We start from the raw sequence: 25,912 nt of genomic DNA on the forward strand, positions 1-25,912 counted from the left end.
CCACCCCCGCGGCGCAGCGCTCGCGCAGCCCGCACGGAGCACCTGGAGGAACGCATGTCACGACGCGACGAGGTCGAATGCTGGCTCACCGACATGGACGGCGTGCTCGTCCATGAGAACCACGCCCTCCCTGGTGCCGCCGCGCTCCTGCAGCAGTGGCAGGACCAGCGGACGCCCTTCCTGGTGCTCACCAACAACTCGATCTTCACCCCGCGCGACCTGAGCGCCCGACTGCGCGCGTCCGGGCTCGACGTGCCCGAGGAGTTCATCTGGACTTCCGCTCTCGCGACGGCCGCCTTCCTGGCCGAGCAGGAGCCGGGCGGCTCGGCGTTCGTCATCGGGGAGGCCGGGATCACCACGGCCATCCACGAGGCCGGCTTTACCATGACGGAGACGAACCCCGACTACGTGGTCGTCGGCGAGACCCGCAACTACTCGTTCGAGGCCATCACCAAGGCGATCCGCCTCATCGCCGGCGGCGCACGCTTCATCGTCACGAACCCGGACGCGACGGGACCGAGCAAGGACGGCCCGCTTCCGGCGACCGGCGCCATCGCGGCCCTCATCACGAAGGCCACCGGCATGGAGCCCTACGTCGTCGGCAAGCCGAACCCGATGATGTTCCGATCGGCGCTCAACAAGATCGGCGCCCACTCCGAGAACACGGGCATGATCGGCGACCGCATGGACACCGACATCGTCGCGGGCATCGAGGCCGGTCTCCACACGATCCTCGTGCTCACGGGCATCAGCGACGAGGCCGAGATCAACCGCTACCCGTTCCGTCCGAACGAGATCCTGAGCGGCGTCATCGACCTCGTGAAGACGGAGCCCGTCGAAGTCGAGATCTAGGCCCTCCGCCACCACCAGCCCCACCGAACCACTCCGCCCCGCCCCGAGGACTTCCATGCGCGCCGTCGTCTACGACCAGTTCACCGCCGAGCCCGAGGTCCGTGACGTCGCGGATCCGGTGCCGTCCGACGCCGGCGTCGTGGTGCGGGTGGAGACCACGGGGCTCTGCCGGAGCGATGCGCACGGCTGGCTCGGGCACGATGACGGCATCGCCCTCCCCCACGTGCCCGGTCACGAACTCGTCGGGCGCATCCACGCCGTCGGCCCCGCCGTCGAGCGGTTCCGCGTGGGCGATCGCGTCACGGTGCCCTTCGTGTGCGCGTGCGGACGCTGCGTCCAGTGCCTCGCCGGGAACGGGCAAGTCTGCCCGAATCAGACGCAGCCGGGCTTCACCCACTGGGGTTCCTACGCGGAGCTCGTCGCCCTGCACGACGCCGACGTCAACCTCATCCCGGTGCCCGAGTCCCTCGACGCCGGTGCCGCCGCCCTCCTCGGGTGCCGCTTCGCGACGGCCTTCCGCGGGCTCGTCCACCGCGCCGGGCTCCGCAGCGGGGAGCGCCTGCTCGTCGTCGGCTGCGGCGGCGTGGGGCTCAGCGCGGCCATGATCGGCGTCGCGCTCGGTGCCGAGGTCATCGCCGTCGACATCGATGCCTCGGCCCTGGCGCGTGCGGCGTCGATCGGCGTCTCGCACACGATCGATTCGAGCGGGCTCGACGAGGCCGCCGTCCTCGCGCGCATCGCCGAAGCCGCACCGGCGGGCGTGCAGGTGTCGGTCGAAGCCCTCGGGCGTGAATCCACGATGCGCCTCAGCCTCCTGGCGCTTGCGCCGATGGGCCGTCAGGTGCAGATCGGGCTGTTCTCGAGCGAACCGACACTCCCGCTGCCGCGCATCATCTCGCAGGAGCTGTCGCTCCACGGCAGCCACGGCATGCCGGCGTCGGACTACTCGGAGCTGCTCGACCTCGTCGCGAGCGGTGCGCTGCGCCCGCAGGACCTCATCGAACACCGCATCGGCCTCGACGAGGCACCGGCAGCACTCGTCGCCCTGGCGTCCGGCGACCGCTCGACGGGCGTGACCGTCATCGACGTCGCCTGACCCGCGACCGCGTCAGGTGCGTCGTCAGACGGTGTCCGGGGCTCCGGCCGTCGACCACCCTGCGGACACGCTCGGCATCGTGGCGTCTGCAGCCGCACCGGCCGCGTTCGCGGCACCGACGAGCGTTCCGAAGTAGAACGCGAGCAGGAGCAGGACCGCGGCACCCAGCCCGACGACCGCCCAGAGCAGCGCCTTCGGGATGCCCTGATCCGCGTGCTCTCCACGGTATTCGGGGAGGTCGCGGTCGGGAGCGGACTGCGTGGCCTGTGGGGGCAACGTGGCGCCGACGATACCCGCAGCCGCGGCCGGGGTCGTGAGCGCGCTCGCGCCGTCGAGTTCCGGGAACGCGACCGTCTCGCCGGGGAGCGCGGCCGGGGCCGTCTGCGGCACGTTCGCGACCGGTCCCTGCGAGGGGACGGCCGCGGCGTGTGCGCCGAAGACGGAGACCGAGGCGGGGATCACGGGTGTGGGCACGGTGTTCGAGGCGACATCGGGCTCGGCCACCGGGGAGGTGTGCGGAGCACTGTCGTCGTCTCCGGCCGCGTGGGCCCCCGTTCGTCGTGACCCGCCGGTGTCGCCGTCGGGGTCCGTGTCGTCGACATCGGCGCCGTCGGCGGCGACGAGGCCCGGGATGGGGGCGAGCGGGAGATCAGGCTCGGCGATCGCGTCGGCCTGGAGCGACCAGCCGCCCTCGGCGGCGAAGGCGTCGGCGAGCGACCGTGCCGAGGCCGCCTCCGCCGTGGCGGTGGCGGTGGCGTCTGGCTGATCGGACGGCTCGGACGGTTCGGACGGGGCGACCGTGGCCGTGCCGTCGGCCTGCTCGGTGTCGGCGAGCGGCGTGGCAGCCGGCTCACCGTCGGTCGCGGCGTCATCGGCCGGGGCGACCTGGACCGCATCCGTCTCGGGTCCGAGGTCGAACAGCGACTCGAGCCGCAGCTCCTCGCTGACCGGCTCGGGCTCGCCGACCGGCTCGAAGTCGATCGAGCCCTCGTCGGCGAGTGGGGCATCGGACGCCGCGGGATCCGTGGTGGGTTCGGTTGTACCGTCGGCAACGGTCCCGTCCGGCACGAACGACGGCAGCGGTGTGACGCCCGCCGCAGCGAGTGGGACGGCGTCGAACTCGACGATCTCCTCGTCGAACTCGTCGTCGAGCTCCTCCGGGTCGACGGCGAACGCCGGGGTCTCTGGAGCGGGAGTATCGATGACGGGGGTCGGTGCCGTCTCGGGAGCGGAGTCGGCGTCGCGGTCGGCCGAGGTCTCCGTGTCGTCGGAGTCGGCGCCCGAGCCGAGGCCGGAAGCGGCACCGGCAGCGGTTGCGGCCCCTGCGGCGGCGAGGCCACCGGCCGCGACGGCTGCGTCGAACCCACCGAGCGACAGCGTCGGGAAGAGGTCGACCGTGTCGTTCGCGGCGGGGACGATCGGCGCGGCGTCCGGCGCGGAGCTGTCGGTGTCGGTCGCGTCGTCGGTCCAGCTGGCGAACTCGTCGCCGGGTCCGTCGACGAGCGGGCGACCGAGCGTGACGGCGGCGAGGCCCGGAGCGAACGGCTGGACGTCGCCGGCGATGAACGCGGCATCGGGCACCTCGCCCTCGAGCGCGAGTTCCGACGGGGACTCCGCACTCACGGCTGACGACTCGGCGCCCTCCCACTCCACCGGCGGGACCGGGATGGGCTGGGTCGTGGGAGCCGCGTGCACGAGCGGGTCCAGGGCGTCGTTCGGCGCGAGGTCCCACACGAATGGCGCGGTGCCGAAGGGGCTGACCGTGGGCTCGGGTTGCACGCCGTCGAGGGAGATGAGCTCCGTGATGGAACGCTCGGCCTTCGGGGTCGGCGGGCCGAAGGCCGGGGGGACGTCGGCGGTGTCCGTCGCGTCGTCGTCGACCGGCGCATCGTCACGGCCGAGCTCGGCGTCCGTGTCGGCGTCGGGTGTCGGCGCCGGAGGAACCGCTGCTGCTGCGGCTGCGGCACCCGCCAGGGCCGAGAAGCCCGGACCGCCGAGGCTGTCGAACGGCCGCGTCTCATCGAGCGGCTCGGCGTCGACGTCGGGGACCGTCTCGGGCCACGGGACGTCGGCTGGTAAGGTCGGCTCCGCTGCACGCGCGGGCGAGGCCGCCGGGACCGTGTCCCAGCGGAACGGTGCCGCGGGGGTGATCGGCTCGGAGGCGACGACGCCGTCGGACGCGGCCTCGGGGTCCGAGTCGGCGGTCGGCTCGACCGGCTCGCTCGCGGCCGGAGACATCGCCTCATCGGTGGCGGCGACGGCGACGGACTCGTCCGCGGTGTCGACTTGCTGGGGCGCCTCCTCGACCGGCTCCGCCTGCGGGTCCTCGGACGGCTGCTCCTCCGGTGCCGCCGGCGCGGCGCCGAACGTCTCACCGAACGGTTCCGTCAACCAGGCCAACGGATCCGTGCGCGGTGCGGAGGCCTCGGCAGTCGCCGGCTCGGCGGTCCAGACGTCGTCGGCAGCTGCTTCGTCGGCCGGGGTTTCGTCGGGTCGCGCGGCGGTGGGCGCCGAAGCGTCGATCGTCGTGTCACGGACCTCGACGGTCTCTCCACCGAGGACGTCGTCGCCGAACGTCTCGGACAGGCTCCAAGAGCCCTCCGGGAGATCGTCGTCCTGCGCCTCGGTGTCGGGCGTCGTCGCGGAGCCTGACGGCACGTCGTGGTCCGCGGCGGGCGGCGTCGGCGTCACCGGCGGGGCGGTGGGCGGCTGCGGTGCGGCGGGAGTGCCGCCGGCGAGCGTCGAGGTGGAGGTCGTCGCGGCGGTCTCCTCCGCTTCGACCGCGGCCCAGGCCGCCGGGTCGTCGGCTGCGAGTGCTCGGGCCGTGGGCAGGACGGCCGTCGAGACATCCTCCGCGGCCACTGGATCGGCGTCGGTGTCGTCGCTGCCGCCGAGGCTCCAGGGCTCGTCGTCGACCGGTGGCAGGACGACCGGGTTCGTGGGCGCGGGCCGGAAGGTGCCTGCGGGCGCGTGCTGGAGGACGGAGTCGGTGTCGACCGTCAGCTCGTTGCGGGCGGGCGGGACAGGCGATGCCGGGGCAGGGGTCGGCGGGACGACCGGGAGTTCGAGGGCGTTCGGGTGACGCAGACCCTCCGACCGGACGGGAGCAGCCTCAGGCATCGGGTCGGCCGGGGCTGCAGGCGTGGCGGGTGGGACGGGCTCCGCGCTGGGTGCATCCGGCGTCGGCGGCGCCGAGACCGGTGTGGTGTCGTCGGCCGGGTTCGGCACCTGGCTCTGCCACCAGGCGAGGAGTTCGGCCTCGCTCGCGAACTCGCCGGGAGCGGTGGCCGGGGCGGCGGGGGTCGGCTCGGCGGCAGCGGGCGTCTGCTCGACGGGAGCGGGGGTCTGTTCGACGGGAGCGGGCAGCGGCTCGACCGGAGCCCGCGTCGGCTCAGCGGCCGTCGGGGTCGCGGGCGCGTCCGGCACGGACGGCGCGGACGGTGCGGACCACTGGGGCTCTGCCGGAACCGGCGCGGGCACCGGCGAAGCAGCGGCGTCGCCGACGACCGGCAGGACGCGCGTCCGGTCGTCGTCGTCGACGGGCGACGGAGCGACGGCAGCAGACGGCTGCTCGTCGATCGCGTCGGTGGCGGGCTGCGTCTCGATCGCCTCCGTGTCGTCGGCGTCGAGCTGCGAGAGCAGCCAGTCGGTTCCGTCCGCGGGTTCGTCCGGCAGCCCGGCCCCGCCGCGTCCGGTTCCGTCGCCGGACATCAGACGAGTCCCAGGTCTTCCAGGCCGATCGCGGCCAGGTACTGGTAGCCCGCGGCCTCGATGATCTCGCGGGCGCCGGTCGCGCGGTCGACGACGACGGCGACGGCGACCACCTCGGCTCCGACCTTCTCGAGCGCTTCGGCCGCCTTGAGCGGTGACCCACCGGTGGTCGAGGTGTCCTCCAGCACGATCACGCGCTTGCCCTGGAGGTCGGGGCCCTCGACCTGCTTGCCGCGACCGTGGTCCTTCGGCTCCTTGCGGACGACGAACGCGTCGTACGTGAGTCCGCGCGCGGCACCCTGGTGCAGGATCGCGGCGGCGACCGGGTCGGCGCCCATGGTGAGGCCACCGACCGCGAAGACGTCGGGGACGTCGGCGATGAGGTCGATCATGACCTGCCCGATGAGGGGCGCGACGCGGTGGTCGAGACTCACCTTGCGGAGGTCGACGTAGTACGTCGCTTTCTTGCCGCTCGTCAGGGTGAAGTCACCGTGGAACACGGCTTCCGCCGAGATGTGGTCAATGAGCTGAGCTCGTGCGTCCGTCACGTCGACGAGTCTACAAGCTGTGACCCCCATCGCCGCAGTCGCCCGGATGGGGGCGTTCCGCGTCACCGAGGCAGGAGAGCCCCGGCGTGTCGGGCACGACTCGCCGGGGCTCGGGACGCGACGCCGCCACCGGTCTGCGTCGGGGCGGCTGCGTCCGGGGGTCAACGCGCGGTGCCGGAGCCCGGGTCCTCGGGACGGTCGGCTGCGAGCAGCTCAGCCTCGGTCGCGCCGCCGTAGCCTTCGGTCTCCGGGTCGCCGTGCAGGCCGCCCGAGACCGCGTACTCCTCCTCGGGCGACATGACGAGCCGGTGGCGACCCCAGACCGCGAAGGCGACCAGCATGACGACGTACACGACGACGATCGCGATGATCGCCGGGAGGAACGTCGGGTTGAGCAGGAAGCCGACGAAGATGAGCGCGGCGATGACGGCCGCGATGACCGCCCCCGGCACACCCCACGGGCTGCGGTAAGGCCGCTTGGCGTTCGGGAACTTCTTCCGCAGCAGCAGGAACGCGATCATCTGCATGAGGTACGCGAGCACCGCACCCCAGACCGCGATGTTCAGCACGATCGCCCCGGCGACGCCGCCCGATCCGCCGGCCGCGTCGACGATGAGCAACGCGATGAACCCGATGATCGCCCCGGCCACGAGGGCCACCCACGGCGTCTGCCGCTTGCCGGTGAGGGAGAGGAACCGCGGGTAGTACCCGGCGCGGGACAGCGAGTACATGTTGCGACCGTAGGCGAACATGATGCCCTGCAGCGAGGCGAGGAGCCCGATGAGGGCGAAGAGGGCGAGGACCGCCGCCGCACCGTCACCGACGATGGCCCGGAAGCCGTCGAGCAGAGGCTCTCCCGCCGTCCCCGTCGCTTCCGCACCGATCACACCGGTGTTGAGGAACAGGACGAGCAGACCGGTGACGATCAGGGTTCCACGAGCCCAGAACCCGGCCTTCGGGATGTCGCGCACCGGGTTGTGGGACTCCTCCGCCGCGAGCGGCAGCTCCTCGATGCCGAGGAAGAACCACATCGCGAAGGGCAGGGCGAACAGGATCGGGAGGACGCCGTGCGGCAGGAACTCGGTCTGGCCCGCGTCGGGGGCGATGTCGAACAGGTTGGCCCAGGCGAACTGGCCGGAGAAGATCGCCATCGCGGAGAAGACGAGCAGGATGCCGATGGAGATGATCGAGACGACGATCGCGAAGCGGAAGGAGATGCTCGCTCCCGCGGAGTTCAGCGCGATGAACGCGACGTACAGGATCGCCCACCACACGGGCGACGGCATGGAGAAGCCGAGCAGCTCGCTCGTGATGGCGTCGGCGTAGGAGGCCGAGAAGTACACGATCACGGCCGTGGTCGCGACGTACTCGATGGTCTCCGCGAGGCCGGTCACGAACCCGCCGAGTGGTCCCATCGCCGCTCTCGCGAAGGAGTAGGCCCCGCCGGTGTGCGGCATCGCCGCGGCCATCTCCCCGATCGAGAAGATCATGCCGTAGTACATCGCGACGAGGATGACGAAGGCGATGAGCATGCCGCCGAACCCGGCGAAGTCGATGCCGAAGTTCCAGCCGGAGAAGTCGCCGGAGATGACCGCCGCGACGGCGAGACCCCAGAGGCCCCACACCCCGGCGGACCGCTTCAGGCTGCGTTTCTCGAAGTACCCCTCGCCGGCCGCGGTGTAGGTCACCCCGGAGATCTTGCGCGTGTCGTCAGCCATCGATGCGTCCTGTCGCTCGGGTTGCGCGCTCGTCGGGCTCGCACAACGTCCTCAGATTCGGTTGGCCCGACTCTAGGACCTGCAATGGTCGCGTGTACATACCTTTGTGGAGAAATCCATCTCGGAAATGCTTCGATCCGCTGGAGGTGCTGTGATGTAATGGTCGGGTTCGCGACCTTTCAGTTCTCCATCGAGGCAGAACGCCGACGACGGGTCCCCCGGATCAACGAGGAGCTGCCATGCACCCACGCTCAGGAAACCTGACGCTCGAGGAGCTCACGACGGCCGTCGCCGCGCGCGAGATCGACACCGTGATCCTCGCGTTCACCGACATGCAGGGCCGACTCGTCGGCAAGCGCGTCTCGGCCCGCCTCTTCGTCGAGGACGTCGCCGAGCACGGGGCGGAGTGCTGCAACTACCTGCTCGCGGTCGACGTCGAGATGAACACGGTCGACGGCTACGCGATGTCGAGTTGGGAGCGCGGCTACGGCGACATGGCGATGATCCCCGACTTCTCCACGCTCCGCCGCGTGCCCTGGCTGCCGGGCACGGCCCTCGTCACCGCCGACCTCCAGTGGCTCGACGACGCCCCGGTGGTCGCTTCGCCCCGCCAGATCCTCATCGCCCAGCTCGAGCGGCTCGCCGAACGCGGCCTCGTCCCGTTCGTCGGCACGGAGCTCGAGTTCCTCGTCTTCGACGACACCTTCCGGGAGGCCTGGGCGAAGGACTACACGAAGCTGACCCCCGCCACCGACTACAACATCGACTACGCGATCCTCGCCTCGACCCGCATGGAGCCTCTGCTGCGCGACATCCGCAACGCCATGGACGGCGCCGGTATGTACTGCGAGGGCGTCAAGGGCGAATGCAACCTCGGGCAGCAGGAGATCGCGTTCCGCTACGACCACGCCCTCGTCACCTGCGACAACCACTCGATCTACAAGAACGGGGCGAAGGAGATCGCCGACGCCCACGGCAAGAGCCTCACGTTCATGGCGAAGTTCGACGAGCGCGAGGGCAACAGCTGCCACATCCACATCAGCCTTCGCGGCGAGGACGGTTCGGCCGTGTTCGCGGACCCCGACGCGCCCGACGGCATGTCGAAGCTCTTCCGGCACTTCCTGGCCGGGCAGCTCGCCGCGATGCGCGAGCTGACGATGTTCTTCGCCCCGAACATCAACTCCTACAAGCGCTACGTCGACGGCAGCTTCGCCCCGACGGCCGTCGCCTGGGGACACGACAACCGCACCTGTTCACTCCGGGTCGTCGGCCGGGGGCTCGGCATGCGCGTCGAGAACCGGGTGCCGGGCGGCGACGTCAACCAGTACCTCGCCGTCGCCGCGCTCATCGCCGCCGGACTGCACGGCATCGAGAACGAACTGGAGCTCGAGGACCCGACCAGCGGCAACGCCTACACGGGCGGTGCGCCCCGCGTCCCGACGTCGCTCCGGGAGGCGGCCGAGCTCTTCTCGCAGTCGACGATCGCCCGCGAGGCCTTCGGTGACGAGGTCGTCGACCACTACCTGAACTTCGCGAAGGTGGAACTCGCCGCCTTCGACGCCGCGGTGACGGACTGGGAGCGGGTGCGCGGCTTTGAACGCCTCTGACCCGAACGTCCCAGCGACCGACCCGCCCGTCTCGAGCGCTCCACTCATCGGCATCACGACCTACCTCGAACAGGCCCAGACCGGGGTGTGGGACGTCCCGGCGTCCTTCCTCCCCAAGGTGTACCTCGACGCCGTGACGGATGCGGGTGGGATCGCGGTCCTCCTCCCACCCCAGCCCGTCACCCGTGCCGTGGCCGCATCCGTGCTGGCCCGCCTCGACGGCCTCATCGTCTCGGGTGGCGCCGACGTCGACCCCGGCCTGTACGGTCAGGTCGCCCACCCGCGCACGGGTCGGCCACGGACCGACCGGGACGCCTGGGAGGAGGCGCTGCTCACGGCGGCGATCGACGCCGAGCTGCCGTTCCTCGGCATCTGCCGTGGCGCGCAACTGCTGAACGTCGCGCTCGGCGGGACGCTCGTCCAGCACCTCCCCGACCTCGTCGGCGACGACTCCTTCCAGCCCGGCGAGGGCGTCTTCGGGCCGAAGACCGTCGCGATCGACGCCGACTCGCGACTGGCCGCGCTGCTCCGGCAGGACGACGACGAGCTCGACGTGCACGTCTACCACCACCAGTCGATCGACCGCGTCGCCGACGGGCTCGTCGTCACCGCTCGCACCGAGGAGGGCGTCATCGAGGCGGTCGAGCTGCCGACGGTCCCCTTCGGTCTCGCCGTGCAGTGGCACCCCGAGGAGGAGGCGGCCGACCGGCGTCTCTTCGCCGGGCTCGTGGACGCCGCGCGTCGACACCGCGACGCCGGGACCACCGCAGGACGCAGCACCAGCACCACACCCGGCACCGAGAGCAGGAGCACCACACCGTGAGCTACACGATCCTCAATCCGGCGAACGAACACGTCGTCACGACCGTCGAGCACCTCGACCTCGCCGAGACGGACGCCGCCATCGCCCGCGCCGCCGTCGCCCAGCGGTCCTGGGCGGCCGTCAGCCCCGCCGACCGCGCCCAGGCGCTCCGCCGCTTCGCCGCATCGGTCGACGCCGACCGCGAGCACCTCGCGAGCCTCGAGGTCGTCAATTCGGGCCACCCCATCACCCAGGCGCGGTGGGAGGCCGGTCACGTCCGCGACGTGCTCGAGTACTACTCGGCGTCACCCGAACGGCTCTTCGGTCAGCAGATCCCCGTCGCGGGCGGCATCGACCTCACCTTCCACGAACCGCTCGGCGTCGTCGGCATCATCACCCCGTGGAACTTCCCGATGACGATCGCCGCCTGGGGGTTCGCGCCGGCGCTCGCGGCGGGGAACGCCGTGGTCCTGAAGCCCGCGGAGTGGACGCCCTTGACGAGCATCCGCCTTGGGGAACTCGCCCTCGAATCCGGCCTGCCCGAGGGACTGTTCCAGGTGTTGCCGGGCCGCGGATCGGTCGTCGGCGAGCGCTTCGTCACGAACGAGACCGTCCGGAAGGTCGTCTTCACCGGGTCGACCGCCGTCGGCAAGCGCATCATGGCCGGCGCAGCCGAGCAGGTGAAGCGGGTCACCCTCGAACTCGGCGGCAAGAGCGCCAACATCGTGTTCGCAGACGCCGACCTCGAACGCGCGGCCGCCGCCGCCCCCTACGGCGTCTTCGAGAACGCTGGCCAGGACTGCTGCGCCCGGAGCCGGATCCTCGTGCAGCGGAGCGTGTACGAGCGGTTCATGGAGCTGTTGGAGCCGGCCGTGCAGGGTGTGGTCGTCGGCGATCCGAACGACGAGGCCACCGAGATGGGGCCGCTCGTCTCCGCTCCGCATCTGGCCGCCGTGCGCTCGTATGTGCCCGAGGGCGCGCCGGTCGCCTTCACCGGGAGCGCCCCGGACGGCCCGGGGTACTGGTTCGCGCCGACCGTGCTGACGCCCGGTCGCGACGATCGCACCGTCCGAGAGGAGATCTTCGGTCCCGTCGTCGCCGTGCTGCCCTTCGAGGACGAGGCCGACGCCCTCACCCTCGCGAACGACACGGAGTACGGCCTCTCCGGCTCGATCTGGACCCGCGACATCGGCCGTGCGATGCGGGCAGCTCGAGCAGTGGAGTCGGGCAACCTGTCGGTCAACTCCCATTCCTCCGTCCGCTACTCCACCCCCTTCGGCGGGTTCAAGCAGTCGGGTCTCGGGCGCGAGCTCGGTCCCGACGCCCCGCTCGCCTTCACCGAGACGAAGAACGTCTTCCTCGCCGTCGACCCCGGTCCCTGAGCCCCGTCCGGTCCCTGAGCCTGTCGAAGGGCCACCCCGGTACCCGAGCACCACCCCGGTCCGTGAGCACCACCCCGGTCCCTGAGCAACACCCCGGTCCCTGAGCACCACCCCGGTCCCTGAGCACCACCCCGGTCCCTGAGCTTGTCGAAGGGCGGGGCAGAGAGAAAGAGCACCACATGACCATCACCCCCATCGACCTCACCCAGCGACTCGCCGGGAAGGTCGCCGTGATCACCGGCGGCGCGAGCGGCATCGGCCTCGCCACCGCGAAGCGCTTCGCCGCGGAGGGCGCGACCGTCGTCATCGGCGATCTCGACCCCACGACCGGCCAGGCGGCGGCCGAGCTCGTCGGTGGGCTCTTCGTCCAGGTCGACGTGACCGACCAGGCGCAGGTCGACCACCTGTTCGACACGGCGGCCGAGACCTACGGCTCGGTCGACATCGCCTTCAACAACGCCGGCATCTCCCCACCCGACGACGACTCGATCGAGACGACCGAGCTCCCGGCCTGGGAGCGCGTGCAGGACGTGAACCTCAAGTCGGTCTACCTGTGCTCGCGCGCCGCCATCCGCCACATGGTGCGGCAGGGGAAGGGCTCGATCATCAACACGGCGTCGTTCGTCGCCGTCCTCGGTTCGGCCACCTCGCAGATCTCGTACACGGCGTCCAAGGGCGGGGTGCTCGCGATGAGCCGCGAGCTCGGCGTGCAGTTCGCGCGGCAGGGCATCCGTGTCAACGCCCTGTGCCCGGGTCCCGTCAACACCGCGCTGCTGCAGGAGCTCTTCGCGAAGGACCCGGTGCGCGCGCAGCGGCGACTCGTGCACATCCCCCTCGGTCGGTTCGCGGAGCCCGAGGAGTTGGCCGCCTCCGTCGCCTTCCTCGCGAGCGACGACTCGTCCTTCATCACCGGGTCGACGTTCCTCGTCGACGGCGGCATCTCCTCCGCCTACGTGACACCGGAATGAGCTGACGACATGCCCGGGCGGGGGACGCGACCCCGGGGAAATAGACTGATCCGATGAGCGAGACGCGGAAGGGCGACGAGGCGACCGAGGTGCTCAGCGCCGAGCTCCTCCTGCGTCCGGGCCGCGCCGGGAACGCCTTCGAGGAGACCGTCCAGCGGCTCCTGCAGTCAATCCGCCTCGGGCTCATCGAGCCGGGCGGCCGTCTACCGGCCGAGCGCGAACTCGCGACGATGCAGGGGGTCAGCCGCGACACCGTGCGGGATGCGATCGCCGCGCTCACCGAGGCCGGTTACCTGACCTCGCGGCGCGGGCGCTACGGCGGGACGTTCGTCATGGACGAGCTGCCCGACGACGAAGCGATGAACGCGGCCGACTCCCCCGAGGTCGGCAGGGTCACGATCTCGGCGGCGGAGATCGAGGACACGCTCACGCTCCGCAGCATCCTCGAGGTCGGTGCGGCGCGCGAAGCGGCGCAGTGCAAGCTGTCCGGCGCCGACCGCGAACGACTCTGGCAGGCACTCGGAGACTGCCGGGACGCGGCGCCCGCCGACTACCGCCGCCACGACTCCCGCCTCCACCTGCTCATCGCCGAGCTCGTGGGTGCCCCCAGCCTGCTGCCGCTCGTCGCCGAGTCGCGCATGCGGGTCAACGAACTCCTCAACGGCATCCCACTGCTGGCGGTCAACATCGCGCACTCCGACGAGCAGCACGAGCGCATCGTCAAGGCGATCCTGCGCGGTCACCCCGAGGAGGCGGCGCAGGCGATGGCCGAGCACGTCGCCGGCTCCGAGGCGCTCCTCCGCGGCTTCCTCGCCTGAGCGCCTGTCGCGGCGCGGACATGGAACGACCTCCCGGCGACGAGTCGCGAGGAGGTCGGATGCGCCGGTCGGGCCGGCGGGTGCGAGGTCCTAGAAGGACTTCGGGTAGGTGCGGGCCGGGATGGCACGGTAGCCGTCGCGCTTGACGACGACGACCGATCCGACGGCTGCACTCGCAGCGAGGAGGGCGATGATGCCGAGATAGATGGTCATGGTTCTATGAAACGCCTGTCAGCCGTGAAGGACAAGCGAACAATACTGACGCTACTCGGTAGCATCGCTACATGGATGTCCGCCGACTCGACCTGCTTCGCGAACTCGCCGAGCGCGGCACGGTGCACGCCGTCGCGGAGGCCACGCATCGCACCCCGTCCGCGGTCTCCCAGCAGCTCAAGGTCCTCGAGCGCGAGGCCGGCCTGCCGCTCACCGAACGGCGTGGTCGCGGCCTCGTCCTCACCGACGCCGGCCGGGCACTCGCGGCCAGCGCCACGGACGTCGCCGTCGCGATCGAGCGGGCGACGAGCGTGTGGGACGAGTACCGCAACCGTCCGATCGGCACCGTCACGGTCGCGACCTTCCCCACCTTCGGGCAGATGGTTGTACCCGCCGTGCTCCGCACGCTCGAAGCGGTACCCGGCCTGCGGGTCGTCGTGAGCGACCGAGACCCCGACCTCGAGGACTTCCCCGACCTGGCGGCCGACTTCGACATCGTCATCGCGCAGGCGATCAGCGGCGAGCGCAACTGGGTCCGTCGCGGTCTCCGCATCACGCAGCTGCTCTCCGAGCCGCTCGACGTCGTGCTGCCGGTCGGGCATCGCCTCAGCGGCCAGGCCGTCCTGACCCCGGCGGACCTCGCGGACGAGTCCTGGATCGGCGTGCCGGTGGGCTATCCGCTCGACCGCCTGCTCCGCAGCATCGAGGCCGAATCGGGCGGCGAGCTCCGAGTGGTGCAGCGGGTGAGCGACAACCGCATCGCCGAGGCGATGGTCGCGGCGGGCCTCGGTATCGGCCTCCTCCCGCGCTACACGGCCAGCGGTCCGGAGCGCGGCATCGTCCTCCGTCCGCTCGCGGGGCTCGACGCGACGCGTCGGATCGTCGCGCTGTCGCGTCCCGACCGCGCCGAACGGCTGGCGGTGCGGACCGTCCTCGACGCGATCCGCGTGGAGGCGCAGTCGGTCGCCGCTTCGCACACCGCGCCGGAGCCCGAGGAACTCACCACGCCCCGCTGGGTGTGAGCGGGACCGTTCTCAGGAGTCCGTCGGTGCGCCGGAGGCGGCGACGACGGACACACCGCAAGCGTCCTGAGAACGGTCCCGCGGGGACGGTCAGCCCTTGGCCCGACCGGCGCCGCTGCGCTCCCGTCGGTACCGCTGCACGCCGCGCCAGACCGCGACGCCGACGGCGATCACGACGCCTGCGATGACCACCTTCTGGAGGATGCCCGCGTACTCCTCGACGATGTGCCACTGCTCGCCGAGGAAGAAGCCGGCGAGGACGAAGATGGTGTTCCAGATGGCGCTGCCCGCGAAGGTGAGCAGCGTGAACCGCAGGACCGGCATCCGTTCGACGCCGGCGGGGACGGAGATGAGGCTCCGGAAGATCGGGAGCATCCGCCCGAAGAACACCGCCTTCGAGCCGTGCTTCTGGAACCAGGCCTCGACGCGGTCGACGTCCTCGACGTGGACGAGCGGGACCCGCTCAGCGAGGCGGCGCATGCGGTCACGTCCGAGGACGGCGCCGATCGCGTAGAGGGCCAGCGCGCCGATCACAGAACCGGCCGTCGTCCAGATGAGGACCTCGACGAGACCGAGCTTGCCCTGACTGGCGGCGAATCCGGCGAGCGGCAGGATGATCTCGCTCGGCAACGGCGGGAAGAGGTTCTCGAGGGCGATGGCGAGCCCGGCTCCCGGACCACCCAACGTCTCCATGAGGTCGACCGCCCAGTCGGCGACCCCTCCGAGGGCACTGTCCCCTCCGGTCGAGGCGGCGGACAGGCTGAACGTGGCGGCGGTGGACGTCGTCATACCCTCGACGCTACGCGACACCCGCTCGCCATCCCTGGGAACCTCCGCTCAATCCCCCACCCGTCGGCTCCACCGAACCGGTCCTTTCTCAGGACCTCTCCGGCGTGGCGACCCTCCCCCGGGGCGACACGCCGGAGGTCTCCTGAGAAAGGAAACCGATAGCGTTGGGGCATGCGCATCGCCACCTGGAACGTCAACTCGATCCGTACCCGCGTCGGCCGCGTGGTCGACTGGCTCGTCCGAGAGGACGTCGACGTCCTCGCCATGCAGGAGCTCAAGTGCAAGCCCGAGCAGTTCCCGATGGAGGCCTTCACGAAGGCCGGCTACCAGGTGGAGCTCCACGGGCTCAGCCAGTGGAACGGCGTCGGCATCGCCAGCCGCCTTCCGATGGAGGACGTGCAGATCGGCTTCCCCGACATGCCCGGCTTCGGCAAGCCACCGGCGAGCCTCGCGCTCGACGGTCCCGGCTTCGACGCCGACGGCCTGCCGCTCGAAGCGCGAGCCATCGGCGCGACGGTCGACGGCGTCCGCCTCTGGAGCCTGTACGTCCCGAACGGCCGCGCGGTCGGCGACCCGCACTACGACTACAAGCTCCGCTGGCTCGCCGCGCTCGAAGCCGACACCCGCTCCTGGCTCGCCGAGAACCCCGAGCTGCCGCTCGCACTCATGGGCGACTGGAACGTCGCGCCGCTCGACTCCGACGTCGGCGACCCGAGCTTCGGCCCGGGCTCGACCCACATCTCGGCACCGGAGCGCGCCGCCCTCGCGGCCTTCGTCGACGCGGGACTCCAGGACACCGTCCGACCGTTCGTCCCCGAGGGCTACACCTTCTGGGACTACAAGCAGCTCCGGTTCCCCCGCAACGAGGGCCTCCGGATCGACTTCATCTACGGCTCACAGGCGTTCGCGGACCACGTCGTCGAGGCGTCGATCCACCGCAACGAGCGCAAGGGGGACAGCCCGAGCGACCACGTGCCCGTCGTCGTCGACCTCGACTTCACCCTCTCCGAGGAAGAGGACGACGACTCGCCGATGATCTTCGGCTGACACCCCCGCCCGCACTGTCCGCAACTCCTGCTGTCAGAGCACACCGGCGCTCGACGGGGATCCCAGGCGCCGAGAACGAGCGCTCAGCAGGAGTTGTGAACACGGCAGACGGCCTCGCCTGCGGACAGGCACCCGCTGGCCCCGCCTCACCCAACCGTCCGGCGCTCGACCGCCCGACCGTCCGAACCGTGTTCACAACTCCTGCCGGTCATGCCTCGGCGGCCCTGTCCGAGACCGGAGCCGGTAGCCGCCCCGATCGAGCAGGAGTTGTGAACGTCCCCCGATCAGGACGCGGGCGAGGAGGCCTGACGACGGCGGCGGGAGAGGACCAGTGCAAGGGCACCGAGGGCGATCACGCCACCACCCAGCCATGCGGGAGCGAGCGACGAGACGCCCGTGTCGGGCAGTCTGGCCGCAGCACCGGCCACCGGTTCGGCCATGACGACCCCGTCGGCGCCGACGGTCACCTGACGCTGCAGGCTGTTCACGCCGGTCGCCGCGTCCCAGGTGCCGACGTTCGCCGTCTGGACGGCGTAGAGCGGGTTCGCCGCGACCGACTCGTGCGTGGCCGGCAGCGACAGCGCCGTGTCGTAGCGACCGGCCGGGACGTCGGCGAGTGACGCCTGGAGTGTGACGGTCTCCCCCGCACCCCAGGTGCGGGCGTCCGAACCGAACGGGACGCGCACCGTGCGCTCGGCGTTCGACAGCACGAGGTAGGCGGGCCGGCTGTTGTACGGAGCCGCCCAGCCGTCGTTCCGGACCGTGAGCGAGAGCGTGCCGTCCACGACCGAGCTCTCCGTCATCACGAAGCGGTAGCCGAGTCGCTTCGCGGTGGTGTCGAGGTTCTCCTGCCCCCAGGACTGCAGGACGTCCTGCAGGTAGTCCCAGTTGAGGTAGCTGAAGTTGTAGCGTTCCATCTCGGCCGAGGCGGTCGCCCACTCCGACCGCGGCGGGTTCACGTTGCAGGTCTCACCACCGACCGGCACCCAGTCGCTCTCCTGCGCGAGGTAGTCCTGATCGAGCGAGATCGGGTCCGACAGGTACGTGCCCCAGTCGTCGGGTGCCGCGAGGAAGCAGTCGTTGTGGTGACCGATGCGTGAGATGGCGCTGCCGTCGAACGCCTGCGCCTCGGTGATGGCACCAGCGGTGCCGGATGGCACCCCGAGGATGTTCTGCTTCATGTTCATGGTCCGCACCTGGATGGAGCGGTCGGCGGGAACCGCCTCGAGGAGCGCCTCGACGACCGCGCGACGCTTCGCCCAGTCCTCGTCCGTGAGGACACCGGGGTTCGCCGGGTCCGCGGCGAAGTGGTCCGTGTAGTAGCCCTCGCCCCAGAGGCCGACGAAGCCGGCCTGGACGACGGAGATGACGTCGGCGTTGTCCTGGAAGATCGGCGTGAGCTGCTCGATGTGGGTGAGGACGATGTCGAGCGGTGCGTCGCCATACGGCGGCGTGTACGGGAAGTCGCCGCCGGCGAGGTACGCAAAGCGGGGGATGATCGAGATGCCGGCGGCGCGAGCCGCGTCGAAGTCCGCCTGGACGAGCGCGAGCCAGGCCGGGTCGAGGGTCGGCTCGGCCACGAACCGTTCCAGGTAGAAGACGCGGACGAGTTCGGTGATGCCCTCCTCGCGGTAGGCCGCCAGGGAGGCGACGTCGAGCGGCGTGTACCCCGGCCCGCCCTCGGTCCCCTCGGGGTAGTAGTGGGTGTTGTTCGTGTGGTCGAAGCCGCGCTCGGGATTCGCGATGATCGCATCGCTCGGCTCGTAGGCGACCGTGTCGGCCGAGGTCGGGGCGGGTGCTTGCGCCGCAGCGCTCAGCGGAGTGGCGACGACGATGCCGCACGCGGCGAGCACGGCGACGAGACGGAGACGACGGTTCACGGGAACTCCAGCGGGGTCCGGTGGTGCACGGAAGAGGTTGCCCACATCCTGCTGAACCGACACCCGAGGTGCAAGGGAATGCTCGAAACCGACCTGAAGTGATCACTATCGCTTAGCGATTCCCCGTGAACCGCCGACCCGCCGGTACCCGCACTCCCGCTAGGACCGCGGTGCGCCCCCGCGCTTCCGCTTGTTCGCATCGATGGCGGGGCGCTCGGCCACCACCGGCCAGGTGCCCGTGTGCCCCTCGCGTGCGGCCGCGGCGGCCATGATCCGCGGCTTGGCGGCGAACCATCCGACGATGAGCATCGGGATGAGGACGATGAGGGAGGCGAGGACCCAGCGCCCGGTCTCCGAGAAGCCCATGGTCACGAGGACGAACAGGAGGAACGCGAGGGTCAGATACGACGTGAACGGTGCCCCGAACAAGCGGAACGACGGCCGCTCGACCTTGCCCTGCTTCGCCCAGCGCTGCAGCTGGATCTGGCAGAGGATGATCGTCGCCCAGCCGCCGATGATGCCGATGGCCGAGATCTCGAGCACGATCTCGAACGCCTTCGACGGGTAGAGCGCGTTCAGGAGGACGCCGAGCAGGGTGAGCGCTGCGGTGAGCAGGATGCCTCCGAAGGGGACACCGTTCTTGCTCATCTTGCCGGTGAACGCGGGGGCCGAACCGTTGACGGCCATCGAGCGGAGGATGCGACCGGTCGAGTAGAGGCCCGCGTTGAGGCTCGACAGCGCCGCGGTCAGGACCACGAAGTTCATGACGGACGCCGAGATCGCCCCGGCCTGCTCCGACCCGATGTGCGAGAAGAAGGTGACGAACGGGCTCTCGCCGGCCTGGTAGGCCGTGTAGGGCAGCAGGAGCGACAGGAGCAGCACCGAGCCGACGTAGAAGATCGCGATGCGGAAGATGACCGTGTTGACGGCCTTCGGCATGATCTTCTTCGGTTCGGCCGTCTCACCGGCCGCCGTGCCCACGAGCTCGATGGCCGCGTAGGCGAAGACGACGCCGGAGATCGCGATCATCGGGGCGAAGGCGCCGACCGGGAACAGCCCGCCGTTGTCGCCGATGACCGAGAATCCGACGGCACCGATGTCGGTGCGTCCGCCGAAGACGATGAAGCAGACGCCGACGATGAGGAAGATCACCAGCGCCGACACCTTGATGAGCGCGAACCAGAACTCCATCTCGCCGAACAGCTTGACGGAGACGAGGTTGAGCGCCAGCACCACCACCAGAGCGGCGAGCGCGAAGACCCACTGCGGGAAGTCCTCGAGCTCCTTCCAGCCGAACAGCTTGCCGAAGGTCTTGATGTAGAGCGCGGCCGCGGTGACGTCGACGATCGAGGTCATCGCCCAGTTGAGGAAGTACAACCACCCCGCGCCGAACGCCATCTTCTCGCCGTAGAACTCCCGGGCGTAGGAGATGAACGAGCCCGAGGACGGACGGTGGAGGACGAGTTCACCGAGGGCGCGCAGGATGAGGAAGGCGAAGAACCCGCAGAGCGCGTACACGAGGATGAGCGCCGGGCCGGAGCTGTTCAGGCGGCCACCCGCACCGAGGAAGAGCCCCGTGCCGATCGCGCCGCCGATCGCGATCATCTGGATCTGCCGCGGCTTGAGGGTCTTGTGGTACCCCTCCTCCTCGCTGGAGAAGTCCTGCACGGCGAGCATCTCGTCGCCGACGGTCTCGCGGGATGCGGCCCAGTCTCCGGAACGTTCGTGTCGTGGGGTCGTGCCTTCGGTCATGTCGTCCCATCGGGTCGGGTCCGACGGCGCTCCGCCGGACTGGACGGTGGTATATCTCAGTCGTGCCCGCCCAAGAGTAGTCGCGATCGTTCGGCATTTCCGGCCATCGCTGTCCATGCTTCGGAGGACAGCGGCGCTTCGGACGGACCGGTTCCCGGGGGTCAGGCGAGCAGGGCGGCGACGACGACGAGGACCGGCACGGAGAGGATCGTCGTCAGCAGGACCGTGTCGCGGGCGAGCGTGACGCCCTGCTCGTACCGGCTGGCGAAGTTGTAGACGTTCTGGGCCGCCGGGAGGGCGGCGAGGACGACGGAGGCGAACAACGGCGTGCCGCTCAGCCCGAACCCGAAGTGCGCGATGAGGTAGGCGAATCCGGGCATCACGACCGATTTGATCGCCGTCGCCACGAAGATCTCCCGACGTCCGCTGCCGGCCTGCAACGGCCGCATGCCGTGCAGCGACATGCCGAACGCCATGAGGATGAGCGGTACGGCCGCGCCGCCGAGGAGCTCGAACGGGGCCATGACGGGCTCGGGGAGCCGGACGCCGAAGAGGTTGAGTACGACGCCGACGATCGACGCGACGATCATCGGGTTGCGGAAGGGCTGCGTCACGATGCCGAGGAAGGAGACGGAGCCGCGCTGTCTGACGTCGAGGATGGTGAGCGCGATCGGGGCGAAGACGAGGAGCTGCAGCAGGATGACCGGGGCGACGTAGCCGGCCTCGCCGAGGACGTAGACCGCCACCGGGATGCCGATGTTGTTGGCGTTGACGTAGCCCGAGCCGAGCGCGCCGATCGTCGCGACCGAGAGGTCCTTGCGGAGCCACACGGCGTTCAGCAGCGCGAAGAGCGCGGCGGCCGACAGGGCACTCGCGAGGGCGACCCAGATGAAACTGCTGAACACCTCGTGCAGGTCGGCCGTGGCGAGCACGGTGAACAGCAGCGCCGGGTTGGTGACGAAGAACGCCACCCGGTTGAGCACGTGCCCGGTCGTCGGGCCCCCGACCTCGAGACGCCCGGCGAGGTAGCCGACGAGGATCACGGTGCCGATGATCGCGAACCCCGTCAGCACTCCGCCCATGCCGTCCAGCCTAGGTGCAGCCCGTCCGGCGGCCCGGTCGAGCCGACGGTTGTGGAGCGGGCGGTCGGCGTGGAGAATCTGGGGAGGAGAGCCGGGCACCACCATCGCCCTGCGATCCGCTCCCACCAGGAGCCCGCACCAATCACCCACGAGGAGATCCGACGATGACGTCATTCGACCCGGTCGCGTCCAGCGACGCGATGCACAGCACCACCCTCCCCCACGAACGCCTCTCCATCAGCCGCGGACCGCGCTCCGGGCTGACCATCAGCGTCGCCCTGCACTCCACCGCCATGGGGCCGGCCCTCGGCGGCGCGCGGCTCTGGCGGTACGGGTCCTGGCTCGAGGCCGTCGACGACTCCCTCCGCCTGGCCGCGGGGATGACGATGAAGAACGCGGCCGCCGGTCTCGCGCACGGCGGCGGCAAGTCCGTCATCCACCTGCCCGTCGGCACGACCCTCGACCCCGCGGAGCGCCGCGACGCGATGCTCGACCTCGGCGACGCGGTCGAGGCGCTCGGCGGCGCCTATCGCACCGCGGAGGATGTGGGCACGACCGCCGAGGACATGGCCGTCGTCGCCGAGCGGACCGACCACGTCAGCGGGCTGCCGGCCGACCGCGGTGGCGTCGGCGAACCGAGCGAGGCGACGGCGGCCGGTGTGCACGCGGCCATCACCGCGACGCTCGAGACGGTCTTCGGCACCCCGCTCGTCGCGGGCCACCGGGCGACGATCTCCGGGCTCGGCCAGGTCGGCGGCCGTCTGGCCCGACGGCTCGCGGCCGAGGGGGCTCGCCTCATCGTCACCGACGTCGACCCACGGAAGCGCGCCCTCGCCGAGGAGATCGGCGCCAGCTGGATCGAACCGGGCGACGAGCACCTCGTCGAGACGGACCTCTTCGTGCCGTGCGGCGTCGGCGGCGCCCTGAACGCCCGGGTGATCGGGCAGCTGCGGTGTCGCGCCGTGGTCGGGGCGGCGAACAACCAGCTCGCCTCCCGCGCCGACGCGGTGGCCCTCGAGGAGCGCGGCATCCTGTGGGCGCCGGACTTCGTCGCGAACGCGGGCGGCGTGATCTACCTCGCCATGGCGTCCGAACCGGGCGCCGATGCCGCAGCCATCGAGCAGCGGGTGTCGGCGATCGGGCGGACCGTGCAGTCGATCTACCGGGACGCCGCAGCGGAGGGCGTCACGACGCTCGTCGCCGCCGAACGCCTCGCGATGGCCCGCATCGATGCGGCCGGCGGGGTCCTCGCAGCGGTCTGACGACGACGAACGGCCCGTCCACCCGGAGCGGGTGGACGGGCCGTCGATCGCCGGTGTCAGGCGAGGTCGAGGGATCGCGTCAGAGCTTGACGACCATCTTCCCGGTGTTGGCGCCGCGCATGAGCGCGAGGAACGCGTCGAGCGTGTGGTCGAGGCCCTCGTAGACGGTCTCGTCGAAGACGACGTCGCCGTTCTGCAACCAGGCACCCATCTCACCGGAGAACGCCGGGAAGTGCTGCGTGTAGTTGCCGACGGTGAAGCCCGTGAGGGTCAGCCCGCGGGTCACGATGTTCGACAGGTTGCGCGGGCCCTCGGCACGCTCGGTGTCGTTGATCTGCGAGATGACGCCGCAGAGCGCTGCGCGTCCGCCGTCGTTGAAGGCGTCGATCGCCGCTTCGAGGTGCTCGCCGCCGACGTTGTCGAAGTACACGTCGATGCCGTCGGGTGCCGCGGCCGCGAGCTGCTCGGTGACGGGGCCGTCCTTGTAGTTGAACGCGGCGTCGTAGCCGTACTTCTCCGTCAGCAGGGCGACCTTCTCAGCCGATCCGGCCGAACCGATGACGCGCTTCGCGCCCTTGAGACGGGCGATCTGGCCGACCATCGTGCCGACGGCACCTGCAGCACCGGAGACGAACACCGTGTCGCCCTCCCGGAACTTGGCGACCTCGAGCAGACCGACGTACGCGGTGAGGGCCGTCATACCGAGGACGCCGAGGTAGGCGGACAGCGGGACGCCGGGGAGCTCAGGCACGACGCGGAACCCGCTGGCGTCCTCCTGGACGAGGTCGCGCCAGCCGAACTGGTGCAGGACGACGTCGCCGACGGAGAAGCCCTCGGCGGCCGACTCGACGACCCGGCCGATGGCGCCGCCGGTCATCGTCTCACCGAGCTGGTACGGCGCGACGTAGGAGCGGGCGTCGTTCATGCGACCGCGCATGTAGGGGTCGACGGAGAGGAAGAGATTCTGGACCCGGAGCTGGCCGGGCGCGAGCTCCGGGAGTTCGACGGAGACGGTCCGGAAGTCGGACTCGGTCGGCCAGCCCACCGGTCGCGAGACGAGCTGGATCTGGGTGCTGAGCGCGGGGGTGTTCATGTGGTGCCTTTCCTTGGTGCAGTGATTCGGTGGGCGGGCGCAGCACGTCGTCGGGTTGCGGACGGGGTGACGCCTGGGGCGTCGCGGAGGTGTCAGACGGCCAGTGCGATGACGAGCGCGATGAGTCCGAGCAACGGGGTGGTCCCCTGGACGATCGCGGCGCGGGCCTTCGTGCGGTCCGAGGTGATGAGGACGAGCGAGGCGAGGAGCATGGAGCCGGCCGAGGCGAAGACGAGGGCCGCGCCGATACCGGTCGAGCCGGTGATGAGGAAGACGATGCCGACGATCGTGCCGATCGCGAGGAACAGGTTGTAGAACCCCTGGTTGTACGCCATCCCGCGGGTGGTCTCGGCCTCGAGCTCCGAGGTGCCGAAGGTCTTGCGGGTGGCCGGCTCGGTCCAGCGCAGCGACTCGAGCACGAAGATGTAGACGTGCAGGAGGGCGGCGATGCCGACGAGGACGAGACTGACGACGAGCATGGGACGGGCCTTCCGGGAGATCGGCGTCGAGTCGTCCGGACGGAGCGACATTCTGTACCGATGGGTCTACTATAATAGTAGAACGCTCGGTCCACAACCCCGTCACGCAGATGCCGAGCGAGGAGGAGGCACCCATGGGACGCACGCAGGAGTTCGACACCGTCGCCGTCGTCCAGGCGGCGCGCGACGTCTTCTGGGACCGCGGGTACGAGGCGACCTCGCTCGCCGACCTCGAAGCGGCCACCGGCCTGCGGCGGTCGAGCCTCTACCACGCCTTCGACAGCAAGCGCGGGCTGTTCGACGCTGCCGTGCAGGACTACCTCGACACCGTCATCCGACCGCGCCTCTCGGTCCTCGCGCGGGCGACGGACGGCAGAGCCGGGCTCACCACCTACTTCTCCGGCGTGCAGACGGTCATCGCGACCCTGCCCGACGACTCCCCCCGCCGCGGTTGCCTCCTCCTCAACAGCGCGGCCGGCCTCGCGGCCCACGACGACGCACTGCGCGAGGTCGTCGACGGCTACCGGGCCGAGCTCACCACCGCGGTCTCGGACGCCCTCGCCCTCGCCCGTCCCGAGGCGGACGCGGACGAACTCGCCGCGGCCGCCCGGCAGCTCACGTCGTTGTCGGTCAGCGCGCTACTGCTCGCCCGGGTCAACCGGGAGGAGGCCGTCGCCATCCTCGACGTCGCCGTCGCGCAGGTCGGCAGCTGGTAGCGGACGCATAACACCGGAACCCTCCGGATGTCACCGGCGGAGGCCAATGTGACGCTCTGTTTCGGCGGCCGAGAGCGGTCCGCCACCCTCGCGTAGCATGGCGGGCACCCCACCCCTGGAGCCCGAGACCCATGACGAACGCTGCCCCAAGCCCGCTCGCCGCGAGCTCGCCGGTCGCCCGCGACGCCGTCCCCGTCGGCTCGGCGGATCGTGCCTCCACGGTCGCGTTCGCCGGGGTCGGCCGCACCTTCGCGAGCGGTGCCGGCAAACGCGCCGACGCCCCGCGGCCCGTGCTGCGCGACGTCACGATCACCGCCGAGGCCGGCGAGGTCGTGGCGATCCTCGGCACGAGCGGCTGCGGCAAGTCCACCCTGCTGCGGATCGCGGCCGGTCTCGACCACCCGACCGCCGGCTCCGTGCTCATCGACGGCACACCCGTCGCCGGCATCGACCCGCGCACGGCCTTCGGCTTCCAGGAGCCTCGACTCCTCCCCTGGCGCACCATCGCGGCGAACGTCGCACTCGGTCTGCCCAAGCGGACACCCGCAGCCGATGGACGTGCCCGCGTCGCCGAGCTGCTCGAACTCGTCGGGCTCGCGGACTTCGCCGAGCACCGCCCACGGGAGGTCTCCGGCGGCATGGCGCAACGCGCCTCACTCGCCAGGGCCCTCGCCCGCCGGCCGGGCGTCCTGCTCCTCGACGAGCCGTTCGGCGCCCTCGACGCCCTCACCCGGCTGAAGATGCAGGACCTGCTGCTCGCCATCCACCTCGCCGCGCCCACCACCATCCTGCTCGTGACGCACGACGTCGACGAGGCCCTCCAGCTCGCCGACCGGGTCATCCTCCTGGGTCGCGAGGAGGGACAGCCCGGTTCGACCATCGCGCAGACCGTGACCGTCCCCGGCAACCGCCCGCGCGACCGCGGGTCAGCAGAGCTCGCCGAACTGCGCGGCCGCCTCCTCGACGGACTCGGCATCGACCGCCACGGTCTCGCCCGCGGCGACCAACGGCTGCCGTCCATCCCGCACTTCCCGTACTGAGCCACCCACCACCTCCGCCGTCATCCCGCACCGAT

Annotated in this window: 22 protein-coding genes; 12 read left to right on the forward strand and 10 right to left on the reverse strand. The window is 70.9% G+C overall.

The genetic code is table 11. From position 1 onward, the window contains the following. Positions 1-54 precede the first annotated feature (54 nt). Complete coding sequence (locus tag ACZZZB_RS06485) at positions 55-852, forward strand: HAD-IIA family hydrolase (protein WP_079705004.1); 798 nt, start codon at positions 55-57, stop codon at positions 850-852. Positions 853-907: 55 nt separating this feature from the next. Next, on the forward strand, positions 908-1,948 hold the full coding sequence (locus ACZZZB_RS06490; RefSeq protein WP_191940443.1) for an alcohol dehydrogenase catalytic domain-containing protein: 1,041 nt from the start codon (positions 908-910) through the stop codon (positions 1,946-1,948). 24 nt (positions 1,949-1,972) lie between these two features. Here the strand turns inward: ACZZZB_RS06490 and ACZZZB_RS06495 are convergent, their stop codons facing one another. The 3 genes from ACZZZB_RS06495 to ACZZZB_RS06505 all read right to left on the reverse strand — a co-directional run bounded on the left by ACZZZB_RS06495 (position 1,973) and on the right by ACZZZB_RS06505 (position 7,925). After that, entirely contained in the window at positions 1,973-5,659 is a 3,687-nt protein-coding gene (locus tag ACZZZB_RS06495; protein WP_463529223.1) for a hypothetical protein, read from the reverse strand. Then, positions 5,659-6,207, reverse strand: coding sequence for an orotate phosphoribosyltransferase (gene pyrE / locus ACZZZB_RS06500; protein WP_175116436.1), 549 nt, complete (start codon positions 6,205-6,207; stop codon positions 5,659-5,661). Before pyrE ends, ACZZZB_RS06495 begins: the two co-directional genes overlap by 1 nt. Before the next feature lie 161 nt (positions 6,208-6,368). Continuing rightward, positions 6,369-7,925: an amino acid permease gene (locus ACZZZB_RS06505; protein WP_192004486.1), complete on the reverse strand. Its 1,557-nt coding sequence runs from the start codon at positions 7,923-7,925 to the stop codon at positions 6,369-6,371. 239 nt (positions 7,926-8,164) lie between these two features. On the opposite strand from ACZZZB_RS06505, the gene ACZZZB_RS06510 reads away from it, so the two are divergent. From ACZZZB_RS06510 to ACZZZB_RS06530, 5 genes are all read left to right on the forward strand, one after another. Further along, positions 8,165-9,532: a glutamine synthetase family protein gene (locus ACZZZB_RS06510; RefSeq protein WP_079704999.1), complete on the forward strand. Its 1,368-nt coding sequence runs from the start codon at positions 8,165-8,167 to the stop codon at positions 9,530-9,532. Further along, positions 9,519-10,355 carry a gamma-glutamyl-gamma-aminobutyrate hydrolase family protein gene (locus tag ACZZZB_RS06515; RefSeq protein ID WP_202939805.1) on the forward strand — a complete coding sequence of 279 codons (837 nt, stop codon included), beginning with the start codon at positions 9,519-9,521 and terminating at the stop codon, positions 10,353-10,355. The genes ACZZZB_RS06510 and ACZZZB_RS06515 overlap by 14 nt, the downstream gene beginning before the upstream one ends. Continuing rightward, positions 10,352-11,716, forward strand: coding sequence for an aldehyde dehydrogenase family protein (locus ACZZZB_RS06520; RefSeq protein WP_137242375.1), 1,365 nt, complete (start codon positions 10,352-10,354; stop codon positions 11,714-11,716). The genes ACZZZB_RS06515 and ACZZZB_RS06520 overlap by 4 nt, the downstream gene beginning before the upstream one ends. A gap of 179 nt (positions 11,717-11,895) precedes the next feature. Next, positions 11,896-12,684 (forward strand): 3-oxoacyl-ACP reductase, encoded by a 789-nt coding sequence (locus ACZZZB_RS06525; protein ID WP_194718745.1) that lies wholly within the window; start codon positions 11,896-11,898, stop codon positions 12,682-12,684. Between the two features lie 53 nt (positions 12,685-12,737). Then, positions 12,738-13,502, forward strand: a complete 765-nt coding sequence (locus tag ACZZZB_RS06530; RefSeq protein WP_194643793.1) for a FadR/GntR family transcriptional regulator — start codon at positions 12,738-12,740, stop codon at positions 13,500-13,502. 90 nt (positions 13,503-13,592) lie between these two features. On the opposite strand, the gene ACZZZB_RS06535 is transcribed toward ACZZZB_RS06530, so the two are convergent. Next, positions 13,593-13,715, reverse strand: coding sequence for a hypothetical protein (locus ACZZZB_RS06535; protein ID WP_255376692.1), 123 nt, complete (start codon positions 13,713-13,715; stop codon positions 13,593-13,595). A 71-nt stretch (positions 13,716-13,786) separates the two neighbouring features. Between ACZZZB_RS06535 and ACZZZB_RS06540 the strand changes: the two genes are divergently transcribed. Continuing rightward, positions 13,787-14,737 carry a LysR family transcriptional regulator gene (locus ACZZZB_RS06540; protein ID WP_194643791.1) on the forward strand — a complete coding sequence of 317 codons (951 nt, stop codon included), beginning with the start codon at positions 13,787-13,789 and terminating at the stop codon, positions 14,735-14,737. 90 nt (positions 14,738-14,827) lie between these two features. Here the strand turns inward: ACZZZB_RS06540 and ACZZZB_RS06545 are convergent, their stop codons facing one another. Continuing rightward, the gene (locus ACZZZB_RS06545) at positions 14,828-15,526 is read right to left on the reverse strand and encodes a DedA family protein (protein ID WP_463529224.1); all 699 of its coding nucleotides are present in this window, start codon (positions 15,524-15,526) and stop codon (positions 14,828-14,830) included. Between the two features lie 171 nt (positions 15,527-15,697). Here ACZZZB_RS06545 and ACZZZB_RS06550 point away from each other — a divergent pair, with 171 nt between their 5' ends. Further along, the gene (locus ACZZZB_RS06550) at positions 15,698-16,573 is read left to right on the forward strand and encodes an exodeoxyribonuclease III (protein ID WP_071262231.1); all 876 of its coding nucleotides are present in this window, start codon (positions 15,698-15,700) and stop codon (positions 16,571-16,573) included. Positions 16,574-16,857: 284 nt separating this feature from the next. Here ACZZZB_RS06550 and ACZZZB_RS06555 read toward each other — a convergent pair whose 3' ends face one another. The 3 genes from ACZZZB_RS06555 to ACZZZB_RS06565 form a co-directional block, all read right to left on the reverse strand. After that, positions 16,858-18,453 (reverse strand): DUF4832 domain-containing protein, encoded by a 1,596-nt coding sequence (locus tag ACZZZB_RS06555; RefSeq protein WP_463529225.1) that lies wholly within the window; start codon positions 18,451-18,453, stop codon positions 16,858-16,860. Positions 18,454-18,612: 159 nt separating this feature from the next. Next, a complete protein-coding gene (locus tag ACZZZB_RS06560; protein WP_425313571.1) occupies positions 18,613-20,205 on the reverse strand; it encodes an amino acid permease in 1,593 nt (530 codons plus the stop codon). Between the two features lie 161 nt (positions 20,206-20,366). Further along, positions 20,367-21,287, reverse strand: coding sequence for an AEC family transporter (locus ACZZZB_RS06565; protein WP_463529226.1), 921 nt, complete (start codon positions 21,285-21,287; stop codon positions 20,367-20,369). A gap of 164 nt (positions 21,288-21,451) precedes the next feature. Here ACZZZB_RS06565 and ACZZZB_RS06570 point away from each other — a divergent pair, with 164 nt between their 5' ends. Continuing rightward, a complete protein-coding gene (locus tag ACZZZB_RS06570; protein ID WP_411557826.1) occupies positions 21,452-22,549 on the forward strand; it encodes a Glu/Leu/Phe/Val dehydrogenase family protein in 1,098 nt (365 codons plus the stop codon). A 79-nt stretch (positions 22,550-22,628) separates the two neighbouring features. On the opposite strand, the gene ACZZZB_RS06575 is transcribed toward ACZZZB_RS06570, so the two are convergent. Together ACZZZB_RS06575 and ACZZZB_RS06580 are read right to left on the reverse strand one after the other, a co-directional pair. Further along, positions 22,629-23,642, reverse strand: coding sequence for an NADP-dependent oxidoreductase (locus tag ACZZZB_RS06575; protein WP_085511912.1), 1,014 nt, complete (start codon positions 23,640-23,642; stop codon positions 22,629-22,631). Positions 23,643-23,734: 92 nt separating this feature from the next. Next, the gene (locus ACZZZB_RS06580; protein ID WP_079003829.1) at positions 23,735-24,121 is read right to left on the reverse strand and encodes a DUF1304 domain-containing protein; all 387 of its coding nucleotides are present in this window, start codon (positions 24,119-24,121) and stop codon (positions 23,735-23,737) included. Positions 24,122-24,255: 134 nt separating this feature from the next. On the opposite strand from ACZZZB_RS06580, the gene ACZZZB_RS06585 reads away from it, so the two are divergent. Then, positions 24,256-24,837, forward strand: a complete 582-nt coding sequence (locus ACZZZB_RS06585) for a TetR/AcrR family transcriptional regulator (protein WP_463529227.1) — start codon at positions 24,256-24,258, stop codon at positions 24,835-24,837. Positions 24,838-24,968: 131 nt separating this feature from the next. Further along, positions 24,969-25,877 (forward strand): ABC transporter ATP-binding protein, encoded by a 909-nt coding sequence (locus ACZZZB_RS06590; RefSeq protein ID WP_463529228.1) that lies wholly within the window; start codon positions 24,969-24,971, stop codon positions 25,875-25,877. The last annotated feature ends 35 nt before the right edge of the window (positions 25,878-25,912 follow it).

It is taken from the genome of Plantibacter sp. AC185 (assembly GCF_979258065.1).